The organism is Arthrobacter sp. I3 (genome assembly GCF_000520575.1).
In the GTDB taxonomy this organism is placed as follows: domain Bacteria; phylum Actinomycetota; class Actinomycetes; order Actinomycetales; family Micrococcaceae; genus Arthrobacter; species Arthrobacter humicola_A.
This window is the reverse complement of sequence record NZ_KI914903.1, coordinates 38322-57385: the sequence shown is the minus strand read 5'-3', so window position 1 is coordinate 57385 and position 19064 is coordinate 38322. Positions and strand designations below refer to the sequence as shown.

At 68.4% G+C, this 19064-nt stretch carries 19 protein-coding genes; 7 read left to right on the top strand and 12 right to left on the bottom strand.

The features are described from left to right. Nucleotides 1-2: 2 nt before the first annotated feature. The 3 genes from Y706_RS0103925 to Y706_RS23510 are packed head-to-tail and all read right to left on the bottom strand — an operon-like array spanning nt 3 to nt 3368. Nucleotides 3-854 carry a transglutaminase family protein gene (locus tag Y706_RS0103925; protein ID WP_028275546.1) on the bottom strand — a complete coding sequence of 284 codons (852 nt, stop codon included), beginning with the start codon at nt 852-854 and terminating at the stop codon, nt 3-5. Beyond that, on the bottom strand, nt 851-1777 hold the full coding sequence (locus Y706_RS0103920; RefSeq protein ID WP_026266338.1) for an alpha-E domain-containing protein: 927 nt from the start codon (nt 1775-1777) through the stop codon (nt 851-853). Before Y706_RS0103920 ends, Y706_RS0103925 begins: the two co-directional genes overlap by 4 nt. Next, complete coding sequence (locus tag Y706_RS23510; RefSeq protein ID WP_043434723.1) at nt 1770-3368, bottom strand: circularly permuted type 2 ATP-grasp protein; 1599 nt, start codon at nt 3366-3368, stop codon at nt 1770-1772. The genes Y706_RS0103920 and Y706_RS23510 overlap by 8 nt, the downstream gene beginning before the upstream one ends. A gap of 142 nt (nt 3369-3510) precedes the next feature. On the opposite strand from Y706_RS23510, the gene Y706_RS0103910 reads away from it, so the two are divergent. Both Y706_RS0103910 and pepN read left to right on the top strand, forming a co-directional pair. Continuing rightward, the gene (locus Y706_RS0103910; protein WP_084475904.1) at nt 3511-4536 is read left to right on the top strand and encodes a YeiH family protein; all 1026 of its coding nucleotides are present in this window, start codon (nt 3511-3513) and stop codon (nt 4534-4536) included. 34 nt (nt 4537-4570) lie between these two features. Next, nucleotides 4571-7213, top strand: coding sequence for an aminopeptidase N (pepN, locus tag Y706_RS0103905; RefSeq protein WP_028275544.1), 2643 nt, complete (start codon nt 4571-4573; stop codon nt 7211-7213). Nucleotides 7214-7288: 75 nt separating this feature from the next. On the opposite strand, the gene Y706_RS0103900 is transcribed toward pepN, so the two are convergent. From Y706_RS0103900 to Y706_RS0103880, 5 genes are all read right to left on the bottom strand, one after another. Further along, nucleotides 7289-8395 (bottom strand): lipoate-protein ligase LplAB, encoded by a 1107-nt coding sequence (locus Y706_RS0103900; RefSeq protein WP_043434665.1) that lies wholly within the window; start codon nt 8393-8395, stop codon nt 7289-7291. A 132-nt stretch (nt 8396-8527) separates the two neighbouring features. After that, the gene (locus Y706_RS0103895) at nt 8528-8785 is read right to left on the bottom strand and encodes a type B 50S ribosomal protein L31 (RefSeq protein ID WP_018772953.1); all 258 of its coding nucleotides are present in this window, start codon (nt 8783-8785) and stop codon (nt 8528-8530) included. A gap of 170 nt (nt 8786-8955) precedes the next feature. Further along, on the bottom strand, nt 8956-9765 hold the full coding sequence (locus Y706_RS0103890) for a TrmH family RNA methyltransferase (RefSeq protein ID WP_028275542.1): 810 nt from the start codon (nt 9763-9765) through the stop codon (nt 8956-8958). A gap of 33 nt (nt 9766-9798) precedes the next feature. Further along, entirely contained in the window at nt 9799-10584 is a 786-nt protein-coding gene (locus Y706_RS0103885; RefSeq protein WP_028275541.1) for a sulfite exporter TauE/SafE family protein, read from the bottom strand. An 18-nt stretch (nt 10585-10602) separates the two neighbouring features. Continuing rightward, nucleotides 10603-11388, bottom strand: a complete 786-nt coding sequence (locus Y706_RS0103880) for an ABC transporter ATP-binding protein (protein ID WP_026266341.1) — start codon at nt 11386-11388, stop codon at nt 10603-10605. Nucleotides 11389-11520: 132 nt separating this feature from the next. Between Y706_RS0103880 and serB the strand changes: the two genes are divergently transcribed. Then, the gene (gene serB / locus Y706_RS0103875) at nt 11521-12528 is read left to right on the top strand and encodes a phosphoserine phosphatase SerB (protein ID WP_028275540.1); all 1008 of its coding nucleotides are present in this window, start codon (nt 11521-11523) and stop codon (nt 12526-12528) included. Nucleotides 12529-12627: 99 nt separating this feature from the next. Here serB and Y706_RS0103870 read toward each other — a convergent pair whose 3' ends face one another. The 3 genes from Y706_RS0103870 to fabG all read right to left on the bottom strand — a co-directional run bounded on the left by Y706_RS0103870 (nt 12628) and on the right by fabG (nt 15013). Further along, nucleotides 12628-13404, bottom strand: a complete 777-nt coding sequence (locus Y706_RS0103870; protein WP_028275539.1) for an SDR family oxidoreductase — start codon at nt 13402-13404, stop codon at nt 12628-12630. Between the two features lie 148 nt (nt 13405-13552). Next, complete coding sequence (locus Y706_RS0103865) at nt 13553-13972, bottom strand: Hsp20/alpha crystallin family protein (protein ID WP_028275538.1); 420 nt, start codon at nt 13970-13972, stop codon at nt 13553-13555. 315 nt (nt 13973-14287) lie between these two features. Continuing rightward, complete coding sequence (gene fabG / locus Y706_RS0103860) at nt 14288-15013, bottom strand: 3-oxoacyl-ACP reductase FabG (RefSeq protein WP_028275537.1); 726 nt, start codon at nt 15011-15013, stop codon at nt 14288-14290. A gap of 150 nt (nt 15014-15163) precedes the next feature. Here fabG and Y706_RS0103855 point away from each other — a divergent pair, with 150 nt between their 5' ends. The 4 genes from Y706_RS0103855 to Y706_RS0103840 are packed head-to-tail and all read left to right on the top strand — an operon-like array spanning nt 15164 to nt 17280. Continuing rightward, nucleotides 15164-15628, top strand: coding sequence for a DUF3099 domain-containing protein (locus Y706_RS0103855; protein WP_028275536.1), 465 nt, complete (start codon nt 15164-15166; stop codon nt 15626-15628). Continuing rightward, on the top strand, nt 15625-15918 hold the full coding sequence (locus Y706_RS0103850; protein WP_028275535.1) for a hypothetical protein: 294 nt from the start codon (nt 15625-15627) through the stop codon (nt 15916-15918). Before Y706_RS0103855 ends, Y706_RS0103850 begins: the two co-directional genes overlap by 4 nt. Then, nucleotides 15919-16797, top strand: a complete 879-nt coding sequence (locus tag Y706_RS0103845) for an SURF1 family cytochrome oxidase biogenesis protein (RefSeq protein WP_028275534.1) — start codon at nt 15919-15921, stop codon at nt 16795-16797. 3 nt (nt 16798-16800) lie between these two features. Beyond that, nucleotides 16801-17280, top strand: coding sequence for a YbaK/EbsC family protein (locus Y706_RS0103840; protein WP_043434662.1), 480 nt, complete (start codon nt 16801-16803; stop codon nt 17278-17280). 25 nt (nt 17281-17305) lie between these two features. On the opposite strand, the gene Y706_RS0103835 is transcribed toward Y706_RS0103840, so the two are convergent. Further along, nucleotides 17306-18904 carry an ABC-F family ATP-binding cassette domain-containing protein gene (locus tag Y706_RS0103835; protein ID WP_028275532.1) on the bottom strand — a complete coding sequence of 533 codons (1599 nt, stop codon included), beginning with the start codon at nt 18902-18904 and terminating at the stop codon, nt 17306-17308. Nucleotides 18905-19064: the final 160 nt, after the last annotated feature.

The following is a 19064-nucleotide window of genomic DNA, read 5'->3' as shown; positions in this document are numbered from 1 at the left end:
GGTCAGGCGACGCGGGTGATCTCCACGCTGACGCTGAGGGCCGATCCCCCGCCGCCGGACAGGATGCCCTTGAGCGGCGGCACGTCGCGGTAGTCGCGGCCCCGGGCCACGGTGACGTGGAAGTCCCCCGCGGGTTTGTGGTTGGTCGGGTCCCAGCTGCGCCATTCGCCGTCCCACCACTCGAGCCACGCATGCGACTGGCCGGCGACTGTCTCGCCGAGCTCCGCCGTCGAACGCGGGTGAAGGTAACCGGACACGTAGCGGGCCGGGATACCGCAGCTGCGCAGGGACCCGATGGCGAGGTGCGCCAGGTCCTGGCAGACGCCCTGCCGCTGGTTCCAGGCCTGTTCGGCGTTGGTGGTGACGCCGGTGGAGCCCTTCATGTACGTCATTTCACCGCGCATCCAGGCAAAGACCGCCATGGCGGCCTCGTGCGGCGATTTCCCCTCGACGACGCCGGGAATGATGGCGAGCACCTCGGAGCCGGGGCCTGTCAGCTGGGACTGGGGAATCCAGTCGCTGAACTGGTTCAGGCGTTCCGGTGCGGCCAGGACGTCCCAGCCGACGATGTCGGCCTCTGTTGCGATCTTCTCGACCCGGTGCACCTCGACGGTGGTGGTGGACAGCACCTCGAGGTGCTCGTGCGGCATCTGCATGTCGAAGGCGGTCACCCGGGTGCCCCAGTAGTCGCGGTAGCTGCTCAGGGCCGCCTGCGAGGGCGAAACCTTCATGGAGGATTCCAGGACCACCTGCTGCGGGTCCGTCAGCGGGGTCATCCGGGCCTCGTTGTAGGACAGGGTGACGCGTTTGTTGTACTTGTAGGCCGTCTTGTGGACGATGTTCAGCCGGGTCATGAAACTTCTCCCACCCAGGCCAGTTCGTCTGCCTGATTGAAGTACTTACGGGAAATGGCGTCCGAGGCCTGCGACACGGCCTTTTGCACACGCTCCATGTGCTCCGGCAGCTCCGACATGAGGTCATCGGTGCGGTGGAACTCCAGGAAGGTGCGGGCCTGCCCGACGATCCGGCGGGCGTCGTTGATGAAGCCGACGCGCTGGGCCGAGGGGTCGAGCTTCGCCAGGCACTCGTCGGCGTCGCGCAGCGCGTAGACGATGGACCGTGGGAACAGCCGGTCCAGCAGCAGGAATTCGGCCGCGTGCTGGTCCCCGAACGCCGCCCGGCGGGTCCGCAGGAAGGATTCGTAGGCCCCGGCGCAGCGGAGCATGTTCACCCAGGACATGCCGGCCGAGAGGACATCGCGGGTGGAGAGCATGCGCGCGGTCATGTCCGCACGCTCCAGCGACCGGCCCAGGACCAGGAACTGCCAGCTCTCGTCGTGGCTGACGGTGGTGTCGGCGAGGCCGCTGACCATAGCGGTGCGCTCCAGGACCCAGTTGCAGAACCGGTAGGTGCCCACCACGTCCTTGCGGTGCTGGTTGAGCCCGTAGTAGGTCGTGTTGAGGCTTTCCCAGAGCCCGGAGGAGACGGTCTCGCGGGCGCGGCGGGCGTTTTCCCGGGCGGCTCCGAGGGAACCGGCAATGGAGGTGGCACTCTGCTTGTCGTAGGCGAGGGCGTTGAGCAGTTCGGGCAGGCCGAAATCGTCACTTTGTGCGCGGGCACCCATGACGGCGAGGAGTTCCTGCGCCACGCTGCGCTGTTCCTCCATGGGCAGATGGTTGAGCCGTTCGAGGTGGACGTCGAGGATCCGGGCGGTGCCGTCGGCCCGTTCCACGTAGCGGCCGATCCAAAACAGTGACTCGGCAATACGGCTAAGCATTCGCGGTTACCTCCTGCGCGTCAGAAATCTGCTGCTGCTGTTGCTGCTCTTTCTGGCTGTCGCGCCAGTTGCTCTCCACCGGCCACACCGAAACCCGCTCGCGGACTGCGATGGTGGGCCGCGGGATCACTTCGACGGGGACCTGCGGGGAGTCGGCCAGGACCCAGGTGTCCTTGGAACCGCCGCCCTGGCTGGAATTGACGATCAGCGAGCCCTCCTTGAGCGCCACACGGGTCAGTCCGCCGGGGAGAACCCAGACGTCCTCGCCATCATTGACGGCGAAGGGGCGCAGGTCCACGTGCCGGGGGCCGAACTTGTCGCCGCTGAGCGTCGGCACCGTGGACAGCTGCAGGACCGGCTGGGCGATCCATCCGCGGGGGTCGGCGATGATCCGCTTGCGCAGGGCGTCGAGTTCATCCCTGGACGCGTCCGGGCCGATCACGAGGCCCTTGCCGCCCGAGCCGTCCACCGGTTTGACCACGAGCTCGTCCAGGCGGTCCAGGACGTGTTCCCGGGCCTCCTTCTCTTCGAGCCGGAACGTGTCCACGTTGGCGATCACGGGCTCTTCGTTGAGGTAGTACCGGATGAGGTCGGGCACGTAGCTGTAGACCAGCTTGTCATCGGCGACGCCGTTGCCCACGGCATTGGCGATCGTGACGCCGCCGGCGCGGGCGGCGTTGACCAGGCCGGGGCAGCCGAGCATGGAATCGACACGGAACTGCAGCGGGTCCAGGAATTCGTCGTCGATGCGTTTGTAGATGACATCCACGCGCTGCTCACCCGCCGTGGTGCGCATGTAGACCCGGTTGCCGCGGCAGATGAGGTCGCGGCCCTCGACGAGTTCGACACCCATGAGTCCGGCGAGCAGGGTGTGCTCGAAGTAGGCGCTGTTGAACACGCCGGGGGTCAGGACCACCACGGTGGGATCGTCGACGCCGGAGGGCGCCGTCTTCCGCAGGGCGGACAGGAGCCGGCGGGGGTACTCCTCGACCGGACGGATGAGCTGCTGGCCGAAAGCCTCCGGCAGGCCCTTGGCCATGGCCCGGCGGTTCTCGAGGACGTAGCTGACGCCAGAGGGCACACGCACGTTGTCCTCCAGGACCCGGAACGTGCCCTCGGCGTCGCGGACGACGTCGATTCCGGAAATGTGGACCCGGACGCCGCCGGCCGGCTCAAACCCGTGCACCTGGCGGTGGAAGTGCGCGCTCGTCGTGACGAGCTGGCGCGGGATGACGCCGTCGGAGACCACGGTCATCTTGTCGTAGACGTCATTGAGGAAGGCTTCAAGGGCGCGGACGCGCTGGGCCACACCGCGTTCCAGGACGCTCCACTCATCGGCGGGGATCACGCGGGGGACGATGTCCAGGGGGAAGGGCCGTTCCTCACCCGCGAAGTCGAAGGTCACGCCGCGGTCCAGGAAGGTCCGGGCCATGGAATCGGCGCGGGCGCTGACGTCAGCCAACGAGAGTTCGCGCAGGGCCAGGGCCACCTGCCCGTAGGATCTCCGGGCCTGCTGGCCGGGGGCAAACATCTCGTCGTAGGCGCCGGTGCGGCTGGCGGCCTCGGAGTATTCCTGGAATAGGTCAGACATGGTCACTAGCCAACCACTTTTTTGTTCCGAAATCATTTCGGCGGCCCGCGGCGCGGCGCTCAGCGCTGGCCTCGCAGTCCGGGCCGCCTGCCGGGACGGCCGCGGTTACGGCTTTTCCGGCCGGGTACGGCAATGTAGGGGCGTGCCCCTGAAGAGATCCGCCACCGCCTCCGCCCTGAGAGAGGCCGCGCCAGGCCTGGCCGGCGCCGCGGCTGCCGCCGCCGTCGCCGTCGCCGCCCACCTGCTCCTTCCCGCGCTGCCGGCGATGACAATGGCCGTGCTCCTCGGGTTGCTGGCGGCCAACCTGCCGGGCGTGTCTGGCTGGACCGCCGGGCCGGCGCGGCCCGGGCTGGACTTCGCCGGCAAGCACCTCATGCGGGCCGGGATCGTGCTGCTGGGCCTGAAAGTCAGCCTCGGCGATGTCCTGGGCCTGGGCTGGGCCGCGCTGCTGCTCGTGACCGCCGTGGTGCTGGCCGCTTTCGCCGGGACGTACGGGATCAGCAGGCTCTTCCGGCTGCCGCCCCGCGTGGCGCTGCTGGTGGCCACGGGATTCGCCATCTGCGGGGCGTCCGCGATCGGGGCGATGGCCGCCGTGCGCAGAATCCGGCAGGAGGAAACCGTGCTGCCGGTGGCGCTCGTGACCCTGTGCGGCACGCTGGCGATCGGTGTGCTGCCGTTGCTCGCGCGGCCGCTGGGCCTGGGTCCGGAGATCTTCGGGGCGTGGACCGGCGCCTCCGTGCACGACGTCGGGCAGGTTGTCGCCACCGCCCAGACCGCCGGTACCGCGGCGCTGGCCGTCGCCGTCGTCGTCAAACTCACCCGGGTGATCCTGCTGGCGCCGATGGTCGCCGCCGCGGGCTTCCATCACCGGCTGGGCACCGCAGCCGACGGCGCCAAGCGCCCCCCGGTGGTCCCGCTGTTCGTCATCGGATTCGTGGCCCTGGCGGGCCTGCGCACCACCGGGTGGCTCTCCCCCGCGGCCCTGGACGCGGCCGCCACCGTCCAGGACCTGCTGCTCGGCATGGCGCTCTTCGGGCTGGGCTCCGCCGTCCGGGTGGGCCAGCTGCTGCACACCGGCGCACGCGCGCTGCTGGCCGCGCTGGCGTCCTGGCTGCTGATCGCCCTGCTCGGGCTGGCGGCCGCCTTCCTGATGTTCCCGCCGGCGTGACCGGGCACACACGCTCCCGTGATTAGATAGCGGGGTGTCAAACCAGAATCTGAGCCGCGACGAGGCCGCGGACCGCGCCGCCCTCATCACCACTCACAGCTATGATGTCTCCCTTGACGTCCGGCAGGCGGCCGACCCGAACGTCGCCGGCTACACGAGCCGCAGCATCATCTCCTTCTCGGCCAGCGAACCCGGGGCGACGACCTTCGTGGATTTCATCGCCGGCAGCGTGCACAGCGTCTTCCTCAACGGCAAGGGACTCGCCGTCGCCGACGTCGTGGACGGTTCCCGGATCCGGCTCGAGAACCTGCAGCCGGAGAACCAGGTCACCATCACGGGAACCGCCCTGTACAGCACCTCCGGTGAAGGCATGCACCGCTTCGTCGATCCCGCCGACGGCCAGTGCTACCTCTACACGCAGTATGAACCCGCCGACGCCCGCCGGGTGTTCGCGAACTTCGAACAGCCCGACCTGAAGGCCGAGTTCACCTTCCACGTCATGGCCCCCTCCGCCTGGCAGGTGTCCTCCAACGGCGCCGAGGTGCTGCGCACCCAACTGACGAGTGATCCCGCCACGAGCCGCTGGGACTTCGCGCCGACCAAGGCGATGTCCACCTACATCACCACCGTCCTCGCCGGACCGTACTTCAAGGCCGAGGACGCCTGGCGCGGCACGCTCGCCGACGGCACCGTTCTGGACATACCGCTGGCGCTCTACTGCCGCGCCTCCATGGCCGCATCCTTCGACACCGACGCCCTGTTCCGCCTCACCAGGAACGGGCTGTCCTTCTTCAACGAACTCTTTGATTTCCCCTACCCGTGGGGCAAATACGAGCAGGCGTTCGTCCCCGAGTACAACCTCGGCGCCATGGAAAACCCGGGCCTGGTGACCTTCACCGAAAGCTACGTCTTCACCTCCCGGGCCGCCGATTCGCAGTACCAGGCCCGCGCCAACACGCTCCTGCACGAGATGGCGCACATGTGGTTCGGGGACCTCGTCACCATGAAGTGGTGGGATGATTTGTGGCTCAAGGAATCCTTCGCGGATTACATGGGCACCCTCGGCGTGGACCGGACCACGGACTGGGACACGGCCTGGGTGAACTTCGCCAACAACCGCAAGGCGTGGGCCTACGTCCAGGACCAGCTGCCCACCACCCACCCGATCGTCGCCGACATCCCGGACCTGGAAGCCGCTAAGCAGAACTTCGACGGCATCACCTACGCCAAGGGCGCTTCGGTGCTCAAGCAGCTGGTGGCCTACGTCGGGTTCGAGGCCTTCATCGCCGGGTCCCGCCAGTACTTCCGGGACCACGCCTACGGAAACACCACCCTCGCCGAACTGCTGGCCGCCCTGAGCGCGGCGTCCGGCCGCGACCTCAGCGAATGGGCCCGCCAATGGCTCCAGACCTCCGGCATCTCCACCCTGTCCAGCGAGATCACCAAATCCACCGAAGTCAGCAGCGCGCTCAGCTCCGTCACCGTCCTGCAGGACGCCGTGGATCCCACCACCGGCCGGCAGGAGCCCCGCCCGCACCGGCTGCGGATCGGCCTCTACGATTTCGACGGCGCCGGCGCCCTGGTCCGCACGGACAGCGTCGAGACCGATGTCCGCGGCGCCCGGACCGACGTGACCGCTCTGGCCGGCAAACCGCGGCCTGCGCTGCTGCTGGTCAATGACGAGGACCTCAGCTACGCCAAGGTCCGGCTGGACCCGCATTCCGAGGCCACTGTCCGCGGCTCCCTGGACAAGCTGGATGACCCCATGGCGCGGGCGCTGTGCTGGACGGCGCTGTGGGACTCCGCCCGGGATGCCGTCACACCGGCCGCACTCTATGTCGACGCCGTCGAGCGCTTCGGGCCCGCGGAGCCGGGCATCGGCGTCCTCCTCAACGTGCTGGGCAATGCCTCGACGGCGGTGGAACGCTACGTGCCCCGGGGCCCGCGCGATGCCGTGCGCCACGGCTTCCTCACCACGGCCGCCGAACAGCTGCAGGCGGCAGCCCCGGGTTCCGACCAGCAATTGGCCTGGGCCCGGACCCTTGCCGCAACCAGCCGCTACGACGCCGGCCGGCTGGGCCTGCTCCGGGGCATCCTGGACGGCAGCACGGTAATCGAAGGCCTCGCCGTGGACGCCGAACTGCGCTGGAATCTCTGGCATGCCATGGCGGCCAACGGCCAGGCCTCGCAGGAGCAGCTCGACCAGGAACTCGCCCGGGACAACACGGCGGCAGGCAAGTCCGGGCACGCCATGGCTCTCGCCGCGCGCCCCGAGGCAGCCGTCAAGGCGGCCGCCTGGGAGGCCGCCGTCCACGGCACCGGCCTGTCCAACCAGCTCCTCGGCGCCACGATTGCCGGGTTCAACACCGGCGCGGCCTCCCTGCTGGCCGGGTTCATCGACCCGTACTTCGAATCCCTCGAGGACGTCTGGGCGGACCGGAGCATCGAGATCGCCAGCCGGATTATCCGCGGCTTCTACCCCGCGGCACAGGACCTGGACGGCGGAACGCCCGAAACCCACGCCGTGATCGTCCGCACCGACCAGTGGCTGGCCGCCCACCCTGATGCGCCGCGTGCCCTGCGCCGGATCATCATCGAACAGCGCAGCCAGCTGCACCGTTCCCTCAGGGCGCAGGCTCTGACGGCACCGGCCCAGGCGCCATCGACCGCTCCGTAACGGCCCTTTTGACGGCCGAAAACGGCAGCTATGGAGCAATCGATGGGGTAGACCGGGCCGCTATGGAACTGGCCGTTAGGGGACCCGGTGCAGCCACTCCGCGGTGCCAAACTTGGTCTCCACGCGGCGGCGGGCTGCATCCAGCTCGGCGTCGGTGAGGACGGACGGTGTCGCGCCGTAGCGTTCGGCGAAGACGTCCATCATCGCTGCAACGATTTCGGCGCGGGCCAGGCCGGTCTGGCGGCGGAGCGGATCCACGCGCTTCTTGGCGCTCCTGGTGCCCTTGTCGGACAGTTTCTCCTTGCCGATCCGCAGAACCTCCACCATCTTGTCGGCGTCAATGTCGTAGCTCATGGTGACATGGTGCAGCATGCCGCCGTTGGCGAGCCGCTTCTGCGCGGCGCCGCCAATCTTGCCGTGCTCGGTGGCGATGTCATTGAGCGGAACGTAGAAGGCGCTGATGCCGACCTTTTCCAGGGCCGCCATTACCCAGGCGTCGAGGAAGCGGTAGGAGTCCGCAAAGCTGATGCCGTCCACAAGGGTCTGCGGGAGGTACAGCGAGTAGGTGATGCAGTTCCCGGCCTCCATGAACATCGCTCCCCCGCCGCTGATCCGCCGGACCACGCTGATGCCGTGCCGGGCCACGCCCTCGGGGTGGAGTTCGTTGCGGACGGACTGGAAGCTGCCGATCACCACGGAGGGCTCCTCCCAGTCCCAGAACCGCAGGGTGGGATTGCGCCGCCCGGCGCCGACTTCCTCGGTGAGGACCTCATCCAGGGCGACGTTGACGTGGGTGGGGAGGACGGACGGGGCGATGATGTTCCAGTGGTGGTCCGCCCAGCCGGTGGCCTTCGCCAGGGCGCGGCGGACGGTGACGGCGACGGCGTCGGCAGAAAAACCGAACAGCACGGTGCCTTCGGGCAGCGCCTCCGTCACGGCGTCCGCGATGTCCGCGGCGCTCGTCTCGACGGGCAACCCGGTGAGCGCCCGGTTGATCTCCGGCAGCGCCTCGTCGGGTTCGAGGAAGAAGTCCCCGCTCAGCGAGACGTGGGCCAGGACGCCGTCGACGACGTCGAAGTCGGCGACCACGAGCTTGCCGCCCGGGACCTTGTACTCGCCGTGGTGACGGCCGCCGCCGTCGTCGTCGGGGCTGGGAGCGGTGGCCGCAGGATGGGATGTCATGACCTCCATCCTGCCGCATGCGTCCGGGAACCCGGGAACCCGGGTCACCCGGTCAGCCGGAAGGGCAGCAGAGACGCAGAAAGCCCGCACCGTTGCCGGTGCGGGCTTTCCATAAGACCTTGGGGAAGAAAGTTACTTCTTGCCGCCGAAGCCCTTGAAGCGAGCGTTGAAGCGCTCGACGCGGCCTGCGGAGTCCATGATGCGCTGCTTGCCCGTGTAGAACGGGTGGGACTCAGAGGAGATTTCGACGTCGATGACCGGGTAGGTGTTGCCGTCTTCCCACTCGATGGTCTTCGAAGAAGACACGGTGGACTTGGTCAGGAACTTGACGCCGGAAGCCAGGTCGTTGAAAACAACAGCTTCGTACTTCGGGTGAGTATTAGACTTCATAATTGGACCTTTGTTCGCACAACTGGATTTTGCCAGTTGCCAGGTATGAGTGGGATGGCCGGCGGAAAGCACCGGACGGCCAGCTATCAATGATAGCCGATCCCCGGACCGCTGACGAACAGCATTGGCGCACGTCAGCGCGGCGCGGCCGCCGCACGATGCAGGGCGCCTCAGTCCTTCGGGCGGAGCTCCCAGAACGCCACCGCCGACGCCGCGGCGACGTTGAGCGAATCGACGCCCGGGCGCATCGGGATTTTCACGGCGAGGTCGACGGCGGCCAGGGTTCCTTCGCTCATGCCCGCGCCTTCCGTCCCAAGCACCAGGGCCAGCCGCTCCGGGCGGCGCGCCGCGAGCACGTCGAGGTCCACCGCGTCCTCCGTGAGCTCCATGGCCGCCACGGTGAAGCCTTGCTCCTGCAGCGCGGCCAAGCCTTCCGCCCAGTCCTCCAGCCGGGCCCACGGCACCTGGAACACGGTGCCCATGCTGACCCGCACGCTGCGGCGGTAGAGCGGATCCCCGCAGCGCGGCGAGACCAGGACGGCGTCCACGCCCAGGGCCGCAGCCGAGCGGAAAATGGCCCCGACGTTCGTGTGGTCCACGATGTCCTCCAGCACCGCAACCCGGCGGGCTCCGGCGAGCAGGTCCGCCAGCGGCACCGGGGCGGGCCGGTGCATGGCGGCCATGGCGCCGCGGTGCAGGTGGAAGCCGGTGATTTGCTCCAGCAGAGCCGCGGGGCCGATGTAGGCCGGGACCTCCGGGTACTGCTCAAAGACATCGGCGAGGTCCCCGGCCCACTTCTCGGCCAGGAAGAAGGACCGCGGCCGGTGCCCCGCGGCCAGGGCCCGGCGCAGGACGCGGGAGGACTCGGCGATGTACAGCCCCTCCGCGGGTTCCCGGATTTTGCGCAGGTGCACGTCCGTGAGCTGCGTGTAGTCCGCAACCCGGGGGTCGTCGGCGGATTCAAGAAAGTGAAAGGTCACGGGCAGGTCATTCCTGGGAGGCTGTTGGAAGGGCTATTTGAACAGGTTGGCGATCATGAACCCCAGCGCCACCAGGCCCAGGGTGAAGATGACCCCGCGCAGGACCGCCGGGGAGAGCCGGCGCCCCACCCTGGAGCCAATCACGCCGCCGATCAGGGAGCTCACGGCGATCAGCCCGACCACACCCCAGTCGATCCGGTCGAAGGCGAACAGGAGGTAGGAGGCGGCGGCCACCACGTTCACGCCCAGGACCAGGAAGTTCTTCATCGCGTTGGCGTTCTGGATGGTCCCGGTCATGAACACGCCCAGGATGCCGACTAACAGGATGCCCTGGGCCGCCACGAAGTAGCCGCCGTAGACGCCGGCGAGATACACCAGCACCACGAGCAGGACACCGTGGCGGCGGTCCCGGATCGCGTGCTCGGGGTTCTCCTCGCGGTTCCTCACCCACCGCTGCAGCCGCGGCTGGAAGACCACCATCAGCAGGGCCAGCACGATCAGGACGGGGGCGGCGTAGTAGAAGACTTTCTCGGGCAGGTGCAACAGCAGATAGGCGCCGGTGACGGCACCCAGCAGCGAGGCCGGCAGGAGCCGGAGCAGCTGCTTGCCGCGGCCCTCGAGTTCTTTCCGGTAGCCCCAGGCGCCGGTGGCGTTGCCGGCCACGAGCCCCATGGCGTTGCTGATGGAGGCCGTGACGGGGGCGTAGCCCAGGGCGATCAGCACCGGGAACGTGACCAGGGTGCCGGATCCGACGACGCTGTTGATGGTGCCCGCCCACAGCCCGGCGAAGAATATGAGGGCGCTATTGAGGAGCTCCACGCGCGGTCAGCGGCCCCGTCAGCGGCTGGCGGTCGCGGTGTACCGGCCCGCGTTGACGCTGACGTCCAGCGGCAGGCCGAACGTTTCGCTGAGGTTTTCCGCCGTGAGGACCTCCGGCAGCGGGCCGGAAGCCACGACGCCGCCGTCGCGCATGAGCATCGCGTGCGTGAAGCCCGGCGGCACTTCTTCGAGGTGGTGGGTGACCAGGACGATCGCCGGGGCGGCGTCGTCGCGGGCGAGTTCGCTCAGGCGCTGGACCAGGTCCTCGCGGCCGCCGAGGTCGAGCCCCGCGGCCGGTTCGTCCAGGAGCAGGAGCTCGGGATCGGTCATGAGGGCTCGGGCAATCTGGACGCGCTTGCGCTCCCCCTCGGAAAGCGAGGCGAAGGGGCGGTTGAGCAGCGGGCCCATCCCCCACTCGTTCAGCAGCCCGAAGGCGCGCCGCTCGTCGTCCTTCTCGTAGCCCTCGCGCCAGCGGCCGGTCACGCCGTACGCGGCGGTGACCACCACGTTGAGGACCTTCTCGTGCTCGGGGATCTGGCTGGCCAGCGCAGCGGAGGACAGCCCGATCCGGGGGCGGAGCTCGAAGACGTCGACGGCGCCGAGGACTTCCTCGAGGATGCCGGCCATTCCGGAGGTCGGGTGGATGCGGGCCGCGGCCAGCTGGAGGAGTGTGGTCTTGCCGGCGCCGTTGGGGCCCAGGATCACCCAGCGTTCGCCCTCTTTGACCTGCCAGTCGACCTTGTCCAGGAGCGTCTTCGCCCCACGTACAACACTGACCCCGGCCATTTCAAGAACATCACTCATAGGAGTAGACACTAGGACAAAAAAGCGGGCGACTGATAACCGGCGCCGCGCCCTGCCGTGGAGCGTCACGCGGCGCCTGCCCGGGCGCAACGAATTCGGGCCGCCCGCGGCCCGCTCGCTAGGATTGAGGCCATGAGTTCGAACGTGACCGCAGTGAGCTACGGCCTGAAACTGTCCCTTCCCGACATCCAGCGGCTGCGTTCGCTCCTGACGGCCGCCGGGCTGGGCGTCGGGGCGGAAACCCGGACCGGCGACGCCCGCTTCGAGGTGTACGCCGTCGACTGCGCCCTGGACAGCGTGCATGGCGCCTCACTGGACGCCTCCCAGGGCGCCTCCCAGGCCGGCGGAGCGGACAGCCGCCAAGACGCCGGACGGGACGGACGGACTGCCGGCGCCGCCACAGCCGCCGCGGTTGCGGAAGCCCGCCTGGACGGTGCGCGCCGTGCCCTGGCGGCCGCCGGCATCGAGGGCGTCGACACGGCGCTGGTTCCGGCAGCACTGCGCAGCGCGCCCCGGAAGTTCCTCATCATGGACGTGGATTCCACCCTCATCCAGCAGGAAGTGATCGAGCTGCTGGCCGCCTACGCCGGCAAGCGCGAGGAAGTAACGGCGGTGACCGAGGCGGCCATGCGCGGCGAGCTGGACTTCGCCCAGAGCCTGCACGCCCGGGTGGCGGTCCTCGCGGGGCTGCCCGCGGACGTCGTCGAGTCGGTCCGCGCCGAGGTCAGGCTGACCGAGGGCGCCGCCGAGCTGGTGGCGGCGTTCCGGGCCGCCGGCCATGCCGTGGCGGTCGTTTCCGGCGGCTTCAACCAGATCCTCCGGCCGATCGCCGAAGACCTGGGGCTGCACTACTGGATCGCGAACGAACTCGAAATTGTCGACGGCGCCTTGACCGGCAAGGTGCTCGGCGACGTGATCGACCGGGCGGCCAAGGAGAAGTACCTGCGCGAATGGGCTGCGGCCGAGGGCATCCCGATGGAACACACGATCGCCGTGGGCGACGGCGCGAACGACCTCGACATGCTGGGCGCCGCCGGGATCGGCATCGCCTTCAACGCGAAGCCGGCCGTCCGCGCTGCCGCGGACGCCGCCGTCAACCTTCCCTATCTCGACGCCGTGCGGTACATCGCCGGAGTCTGATGGATTAACCGGGAAGGCACGTCCCGGCAATGTTTAGTCAAAACATTGCCGGGACGTGCCTTCCCGACGCGCCATCCCGGCGCGCGTGGCGGGCTGCGCCTAGCTGGAGCTCTTATCCGCTGCCTGGTCTGCGGTCTTACCGAAATAATCCGCACCGCCGACGTATTCGGTGTGGCCGGTTTCGACGTCGGCCGAGGCCATCTTCGCGACCTCCGCGGCAAACTCCTTGACCGAGTACAGCTTGCCGGCTTCTGCGCGGCGTGCCTCGATGGCGCCGGGGTTGGACCGGTCAAGCAGGGTGGCCGTGACGGTGCCCTCGATCATGTCGCCGGAGACGACCACGAGCGTGATCCCCTTCTCGGCCAGGTTCGGGACCAGTGCCCGGAGTGCGTCCTCGCCGGCACGCTTGCTGCGGGCCACGGGCTCGTACTCGGGCATGGTGGGCACCGTGTCGATGAAGTGGGCCTGGTGGCTGGTCACGAAGACCACGCGCGAGCCGTGGGGCATGAGCGCGACGGCGGCGTTGAGCATGTTCACCTGGGCGTCGCGGTTCAGCTTCAGCGCGTAGCCCTCTTCCATGCCGGTCTCCATGCCACCGGAGGCGTTGAGGACCAGGAGGTCGAGCGAACCGAAGTTCTCCATCGCGGCGCTGGCGAGGGCCTGGACGCCTTCCTGGGTGGTGAGGTCCGCCCCGATGGCCGCGGCACGGCCGCCGTCGGCTTCGATCTCGGCGACAACCTTGTTGGCGCGCGGCGCCTTCTGGCGGTAGTTGACGACGACGGCCGCACCCTCGGCGGCGAGGATTTTGGCCACTTCGGCGCCGATTCCGCGCGACGAACCGGTCACGATCGCAGTCTTGTTCTCCAGCAGTCCCATACGAGCTCCTTTGTTCCAAACGTCCAAATACTGTGGGTCTGCAATCCATCATGCCAGCGGACCGCGCCATTACAGTTGTTCAGCATCCACAAAGAAGCCCCGGCGGCGTAGTTCCGTCGTCACGTGGCTTGGACGTGCCGGGGCTGGGTCAGCCGCGGTCGATCCGGATCTTCGTCGTCGCTTCACCGGTCACAACTTTGGGCGCCGGTGCGCGGACTTCCAGGACGCCGTCCTTGTACGTGGCGGTGATGTCTTCTTCCCTCACCCCCGCGGGCAGCGCAATGCTCCGGGCGGCCCGGCCGTAGCGGAACTCCGAGCGGTAACCGTCCTTGCTCTTGTGCTCGGACGATTCCCGCCGCTCCACCGCAATATTCAGCACGCCCTCGCCGACCGAGACGTCGACGTCCCGGTCCGGGTCGATCCCCGGCGCTTCCGCCCGCACCACCAGGGTGGTGCCCTCCTGGAACTGTTCGATCTTGATCCCTGGCGCTATGGACAGATCACCGTCAAGGAAGCGGCGGACCGGTTCCAGCATGTCCGAGGGCGTCCATTTGCTGAGATCACTCATGATTTCCTCCTGAGTCCACGCCCCTGCCGCGGCATGGTCAGGGGCTGTGAGCCCATTACACGCTCCAGGAGCCCCGGAGCCAAGGGCAAAAAGGCCCGGCGCGGAACCCGGCACGGTTCCCGGCACGGAACCCGGCACGGAAAACTGTGCGTCTCCAGAGGCCCGGTCCGGGTTGCAACAGACAGCGGACACCGAATAAGCGGACACAGAACAAGCGCACGCAGAACAAGCCGACACAGCACAGCGGACGACGGCGGAATCCGCCGTCGTCCGCTGTGCTCCGCAGGTGTCCTGCGTCGTCCTGCCGCGTAGGGGCTAGTGGCCCATTCCGAGGCCGCCGTCGACCGGAATGACCGCACCGGAAATGTAGGACGCTTCGTCGCTGGCGATCCAGCGCACGACGTTGGCGACCTCGGAGGCCTCGGCGAAGCGGCCGGCGGGGACCTTAGTCAGGTAGTCCTTCTGCGTGGCCTCGGGCAGCTCGGCCGTCATGTCGGTGTTGATGAAGCCGGGCGCGACCACATTCGCGGTGATCCCGCGCGCGCCGAGCTCGCGGGTGAGCGACCGGGCGATGCCCACCAGGCCTGCCTTGGAGGCAGAGTAGTTGATCTGGCCCGGCGCGCCATAGAGGCCGGAGACGGAGGAAATCAGCACCACGCGGCCCTTGCGCGCGCGGATCATGCCCTTGGATGCCCGCTTGATCACCCGGAAGGCGCCCGTGAGGTTCGTGTCGATCACCGAGGTGAAGTCGTCTTCGCTCATCCGCATCAGGAGCGTGTCCTTGGTGATGCCGGCATTGGCCACAAGGACTTCCACCGGGCCGTGGGCGGCTTCGACTTCCGCGAACGCCGCGTCCACCGACGCTTCGTCCGTGACGTCCGCCTTGACGCCGAGGATGCCCTCGGGCAGCGACGATTCGCTGCGGAAGGTAACGGCCACCATGTCGCCGTTGGCCAGGAAGGACTCGGCGATGGCCAGGCCGATCCCGCGGTTTCCGCCGGTGATCAGAACGCTGCGGCCAGTGGTGGATGTGTCAGTCATATGGGGCTCCGGGATTCTGCGGCAGGGAGGGCCGCGCTGGGGGCTGGAATTTTCCTGCCTCCGATCTTAGCGCCCGGTGCGCTTCCGTTTGGGCGGCTCCGCCGATGGTGAGAGAATCGAAGTAAGCCTTGGGAGCGTGATCTGACAGCCGTGACACTCAAAAACCGACCCGGTGCGCATGTGCCCGGGAGGCCGGACTCCGAGTCCGGCGGTACCGAGGTGCACAGCATCACCGACGCCGCTGCTGCGCACTCGGACGAGATGCACCAGCGGATGGTGAAGTATGCCATCGCCATGGGCATCCGCATGGTCTGCCTGATCCTGATTTTTGTCGTGGATGGCTGGTTCAAGCTCCTTCCGATTGCCGGCGCCGTCTTCCTGCCCTGGGTGGCGGTGGTGATCGCCAACGGCAGCGACAAGGCGGAAATCCACAGTGACTCGCTCCTGGACTATGCTCCGCTCGCAGAGCTGGACGCACCGGACACCGCGGGCCCCGCCGGGCAGGATCCAAACGGGCAGGATCTGAGCGACGGCGCAGACGGTTCAGGGACGCTGCTGCAGGGTGAGCTGATCGAAGATGAGAACGACGACGACCACGGACGGGCAGCTTCATGAATCTCTTTGACCTGGCCGGGACCGGTGGGGACACGGCCGCGGCCCCGGGCACCGTCTGCTCGCGGAAAGCCTGCCGCGCGGCGGCGGAATGGCAGCTGCTGTGGAACAATCCCAAGATCCACACCCCGGAGCGGCGCAAGATCTGGCTGGCGTGCGGGGAGCACCGCGCCTGGCTTGAGGACTACCTCCAGACGCGCGGACTGTGGAAAGAGACTGTGGTCCTCGGCGCAGCGACCGTCCCCCTCCCGGCAGTGGCCGCCCCTCTCGACCAGTCAGGCAGGATCGGCTGAATGTACCGCTTTCTCTTCTCCAGTAAATGGCTGGGGTACTTGTTGCTGGCCGCGATCTTCGCTGCCGGCTGCGTTGGGCTGGGCCGGTGGCAGATGGACCGCCGCGCCGAGACCCTGGCCGAAATCAACCGGGTGGTCTCCAACTACTCGGCCACCCCCGTGCCGTTCGCCGATGTCCGGGACCAGTTCAGCCGGCTGAATGCGGAACGGGAGTGGACCCAGGTGGAACTGAAGGGCAGCTACGACGCCGCCGGCCAGCGCATCGTGCGCAACCGCCCGCTCAACGGCCAGCCCGGCTACGAGGTGGTGGTTCCCTTCAAGCTCCAGTCCGGCGAAACCGTGGTGATCGACCGTGGCTGGCTGCCCATCGGCAACAACACCCCGGGACGGCCCGACTCAGTGCCTGCCCCGCCGCAGGGGCCGGTGACGGTGGTTGCCCGCCTCAAGCCGGCCGAGCCCGAGCTGCAGCGCGGCGCCCCTGACGGACAGCTGGCCTCGATCGACCTCTCCGCCTATTCCGCGCAGCTGGGCTATCCGCTGCTGACGGGCGCCTACGGACAGCTGGCCTCCGAGTCGCCGTCGGTGCAGGCCATGCCGTTCCCGTTCCCCAAACCGACCACTGATGAAGGCACCCACCTGTCCTACTCCCTGCAATGGTTCGCGTTCGGCGTGCTGATGTTCGTCGGGTTCGGCTACGCGGCCAGGCAGCAGGCCCGCAACGCCGCGATCGACGCGGAGGACGCCGAAGCCGAAGCCGCCGAGGGCGTGTTCCTGCACTCCAGCGGCCCGGTGGCCCGCCGCCGTCCTGCCCCGCGGAAGCGCAAGAACGCGACGGCGGAAGAAGAGGAAGACGCCATCCTCGACGCCCAGGGGTTCTGAGCGGTGAGCCCTGACGCCCTTCCCGGCCCGGTGGCCAACGTCAAGCGTGCCCTCACCGCCCTGGGCGCCCAGGACACCGTGACCGTGTTCGATGCGAAGGTCCCGACGGCGGCAGCGGCCGCCGCCGCGCTGGGCTGCGATGTCGCTGCGATCACCAACAGCCTGGTGTTCGAGCTCGAGGGCACTCCGCTGCTCATCCTGGCCAGCGGCGCGGCCAAGGTGGACGTCCGCAAGGTCGCGGACCGGCTGGGCACTGGCAAGATCCGCCGCGCCTCCCCCGAGTTCGTCCTGGCCCACACCGGCCAGGAGGTCGGCGGCGTCGCCCCGGTAGGCCACCCGGAGAAGATCCGGACCCTGCTGGATGAGTCGTTGTCGGCCCACCGCGTGCTCTGGGCGGGAGCCGGAGACCACAACTCGATGTTCTCCATCAGCTACGCGGACCTGCACCGGATCACGGGCGCGGAAGAGATGCCGGTCCGCTGACCCGGCTGCGGGTCGGTTGGGTGGCTTACGCCAGCGTGATGAGGTCCAGGTAGTCTTCGTTCCAGTGGTCCTCGATGCCGTCGGGAAGCAGGACGACACGCTCCGGGTTGAGCGCCTCGACGGCGCCCTCATCGTGGCTCACGAGGACGACGGCGCCGGTGTAGTTGCTCAGGGCCCCGAGGATTTCGGCGCGGCTGGCGGGGTCCAGGTTGTTGGTGGGCTCGTCGAGGAGCAGCACGTTCGCGCTCGAGGCCACGATGGTGGCCAGCGCCAGCCGGGTCTTCTCGCCGCCGGAGAGCACACCGGCGGGCTTGTCGACGTCGTCGCCGGAGAACAGGAACGAGCCCAGGATGTTGCGGACTTCCGCGTCGTTCATGTCCGGGGCGGAGGAGCGCATGTTCTGCAGGACGCTGCGGTCCACGTCGAGCGTCTCGTGCTCCTGCGCGTAGTAGCCCACCTTCAGGCCGTGGCCCGCAACGACTTCGCCGGTGTCCGGCTTGTCGACGCCGGCCAGCATCCGCAACAGCGTGGTCTTGCCCGCGCCGTTGAGGCCCAGGATGACCACCTTGGACCCGCGGTCAATGGCAAGGTCGACATCGGTGAAGATCTCCAGCGAGCCGTAGGACTTGCTGAGGCCGTCCGCGGTGAGCGGGGTCTTGCCGCAGGGCGACGGGTCCGGGAAGCGCAGGGCTGCCACCTTGTCGTGCGCGCGCACTGCCTCGAGGCCGCCGAGCAGGCGCTCGGCACGCTTGGCCATGTTCTGGGCGGCGACGGCCTTGGTGGCCTTGGCGCGCATCTTGTTGGCCTGGTCGATGAGGACCTGCGCCTTCTTCTCCGCGTTGGCCCGCTCACGCTTGCGGGCGCGCTCGTCCGTTTCGCGCTGGTTGAGGTAGCGCTTCCAGTCCATGTTGTAGAAGTCGATCTGGGCGCGGTTGGGATCGAGGAGGAAGACCTTGTTGACGGTCGCTTCGAGCAGTTCGGTGTCGTGGCTGATGACAATCAGGCCGCCCTGGTGGTTCTTGAGGAACTCACGGAGCCAGGAGATGGAATCGGCGTCGAGGTGGTTGGTGGGCTCATCGAGGAGCATGGTTTCGGCGTCCGAGTACAGGATGCGCGCAAGCTCCACGCGGCGCCGCTGTCCACCGGACAGGGTCTTGAGCGGCTGGTTCAGCAGCCGGTCCGGCAGGGCGAGGTTCGAGCAGATCGCTGCCGCCTCGGCTTCGGCGGCATAGCCGCCGGCGGCCAGGAATTCGGATTCCAGCCGGTCATAGCGGTTCATCGCCTTGCGCTGGACCGCGGGGTCCTCGCTGGCCATCTCTTCGTGCGCCAGGCGGAGCTTGCCGACGGCAATGTCCAGGCCGCGGACGGACAGGATCCGGTCCCGCGCGAGCTGCTCCATGTCCGGGGTGCGCGGATCCTGCGGCAGGTAGCCGATTTCGCCGGTGCGGGTTACCTTGCCGGCGGCGGGCAGGCCCTCGCCCGCGAGCACCCGGGTCAGCGTTGTCTTGCCTGCACCGTTACGGCCGACCAGACCGATCTTGTCTCCCTTGTCGATCCGGAAGCTCACCTGGTCCATGAGGAGGCGGGCGCCGGCGCGCAGTTCGAGATCCTGGACGGTAATCAATGCAGCTAAGGCCTTTCACAACAGGGAATGCCGCGGCACGACGGGTGGAGTCTGGGCGGGGCCGGGGCAGGGCGATGCGAGAGCACGGCCTCCACAAGTCTACCGGCACTGCCCCGGCTCCATGACATGGGTACCTATGGCAGCGGCCGGCCGCCGTCGC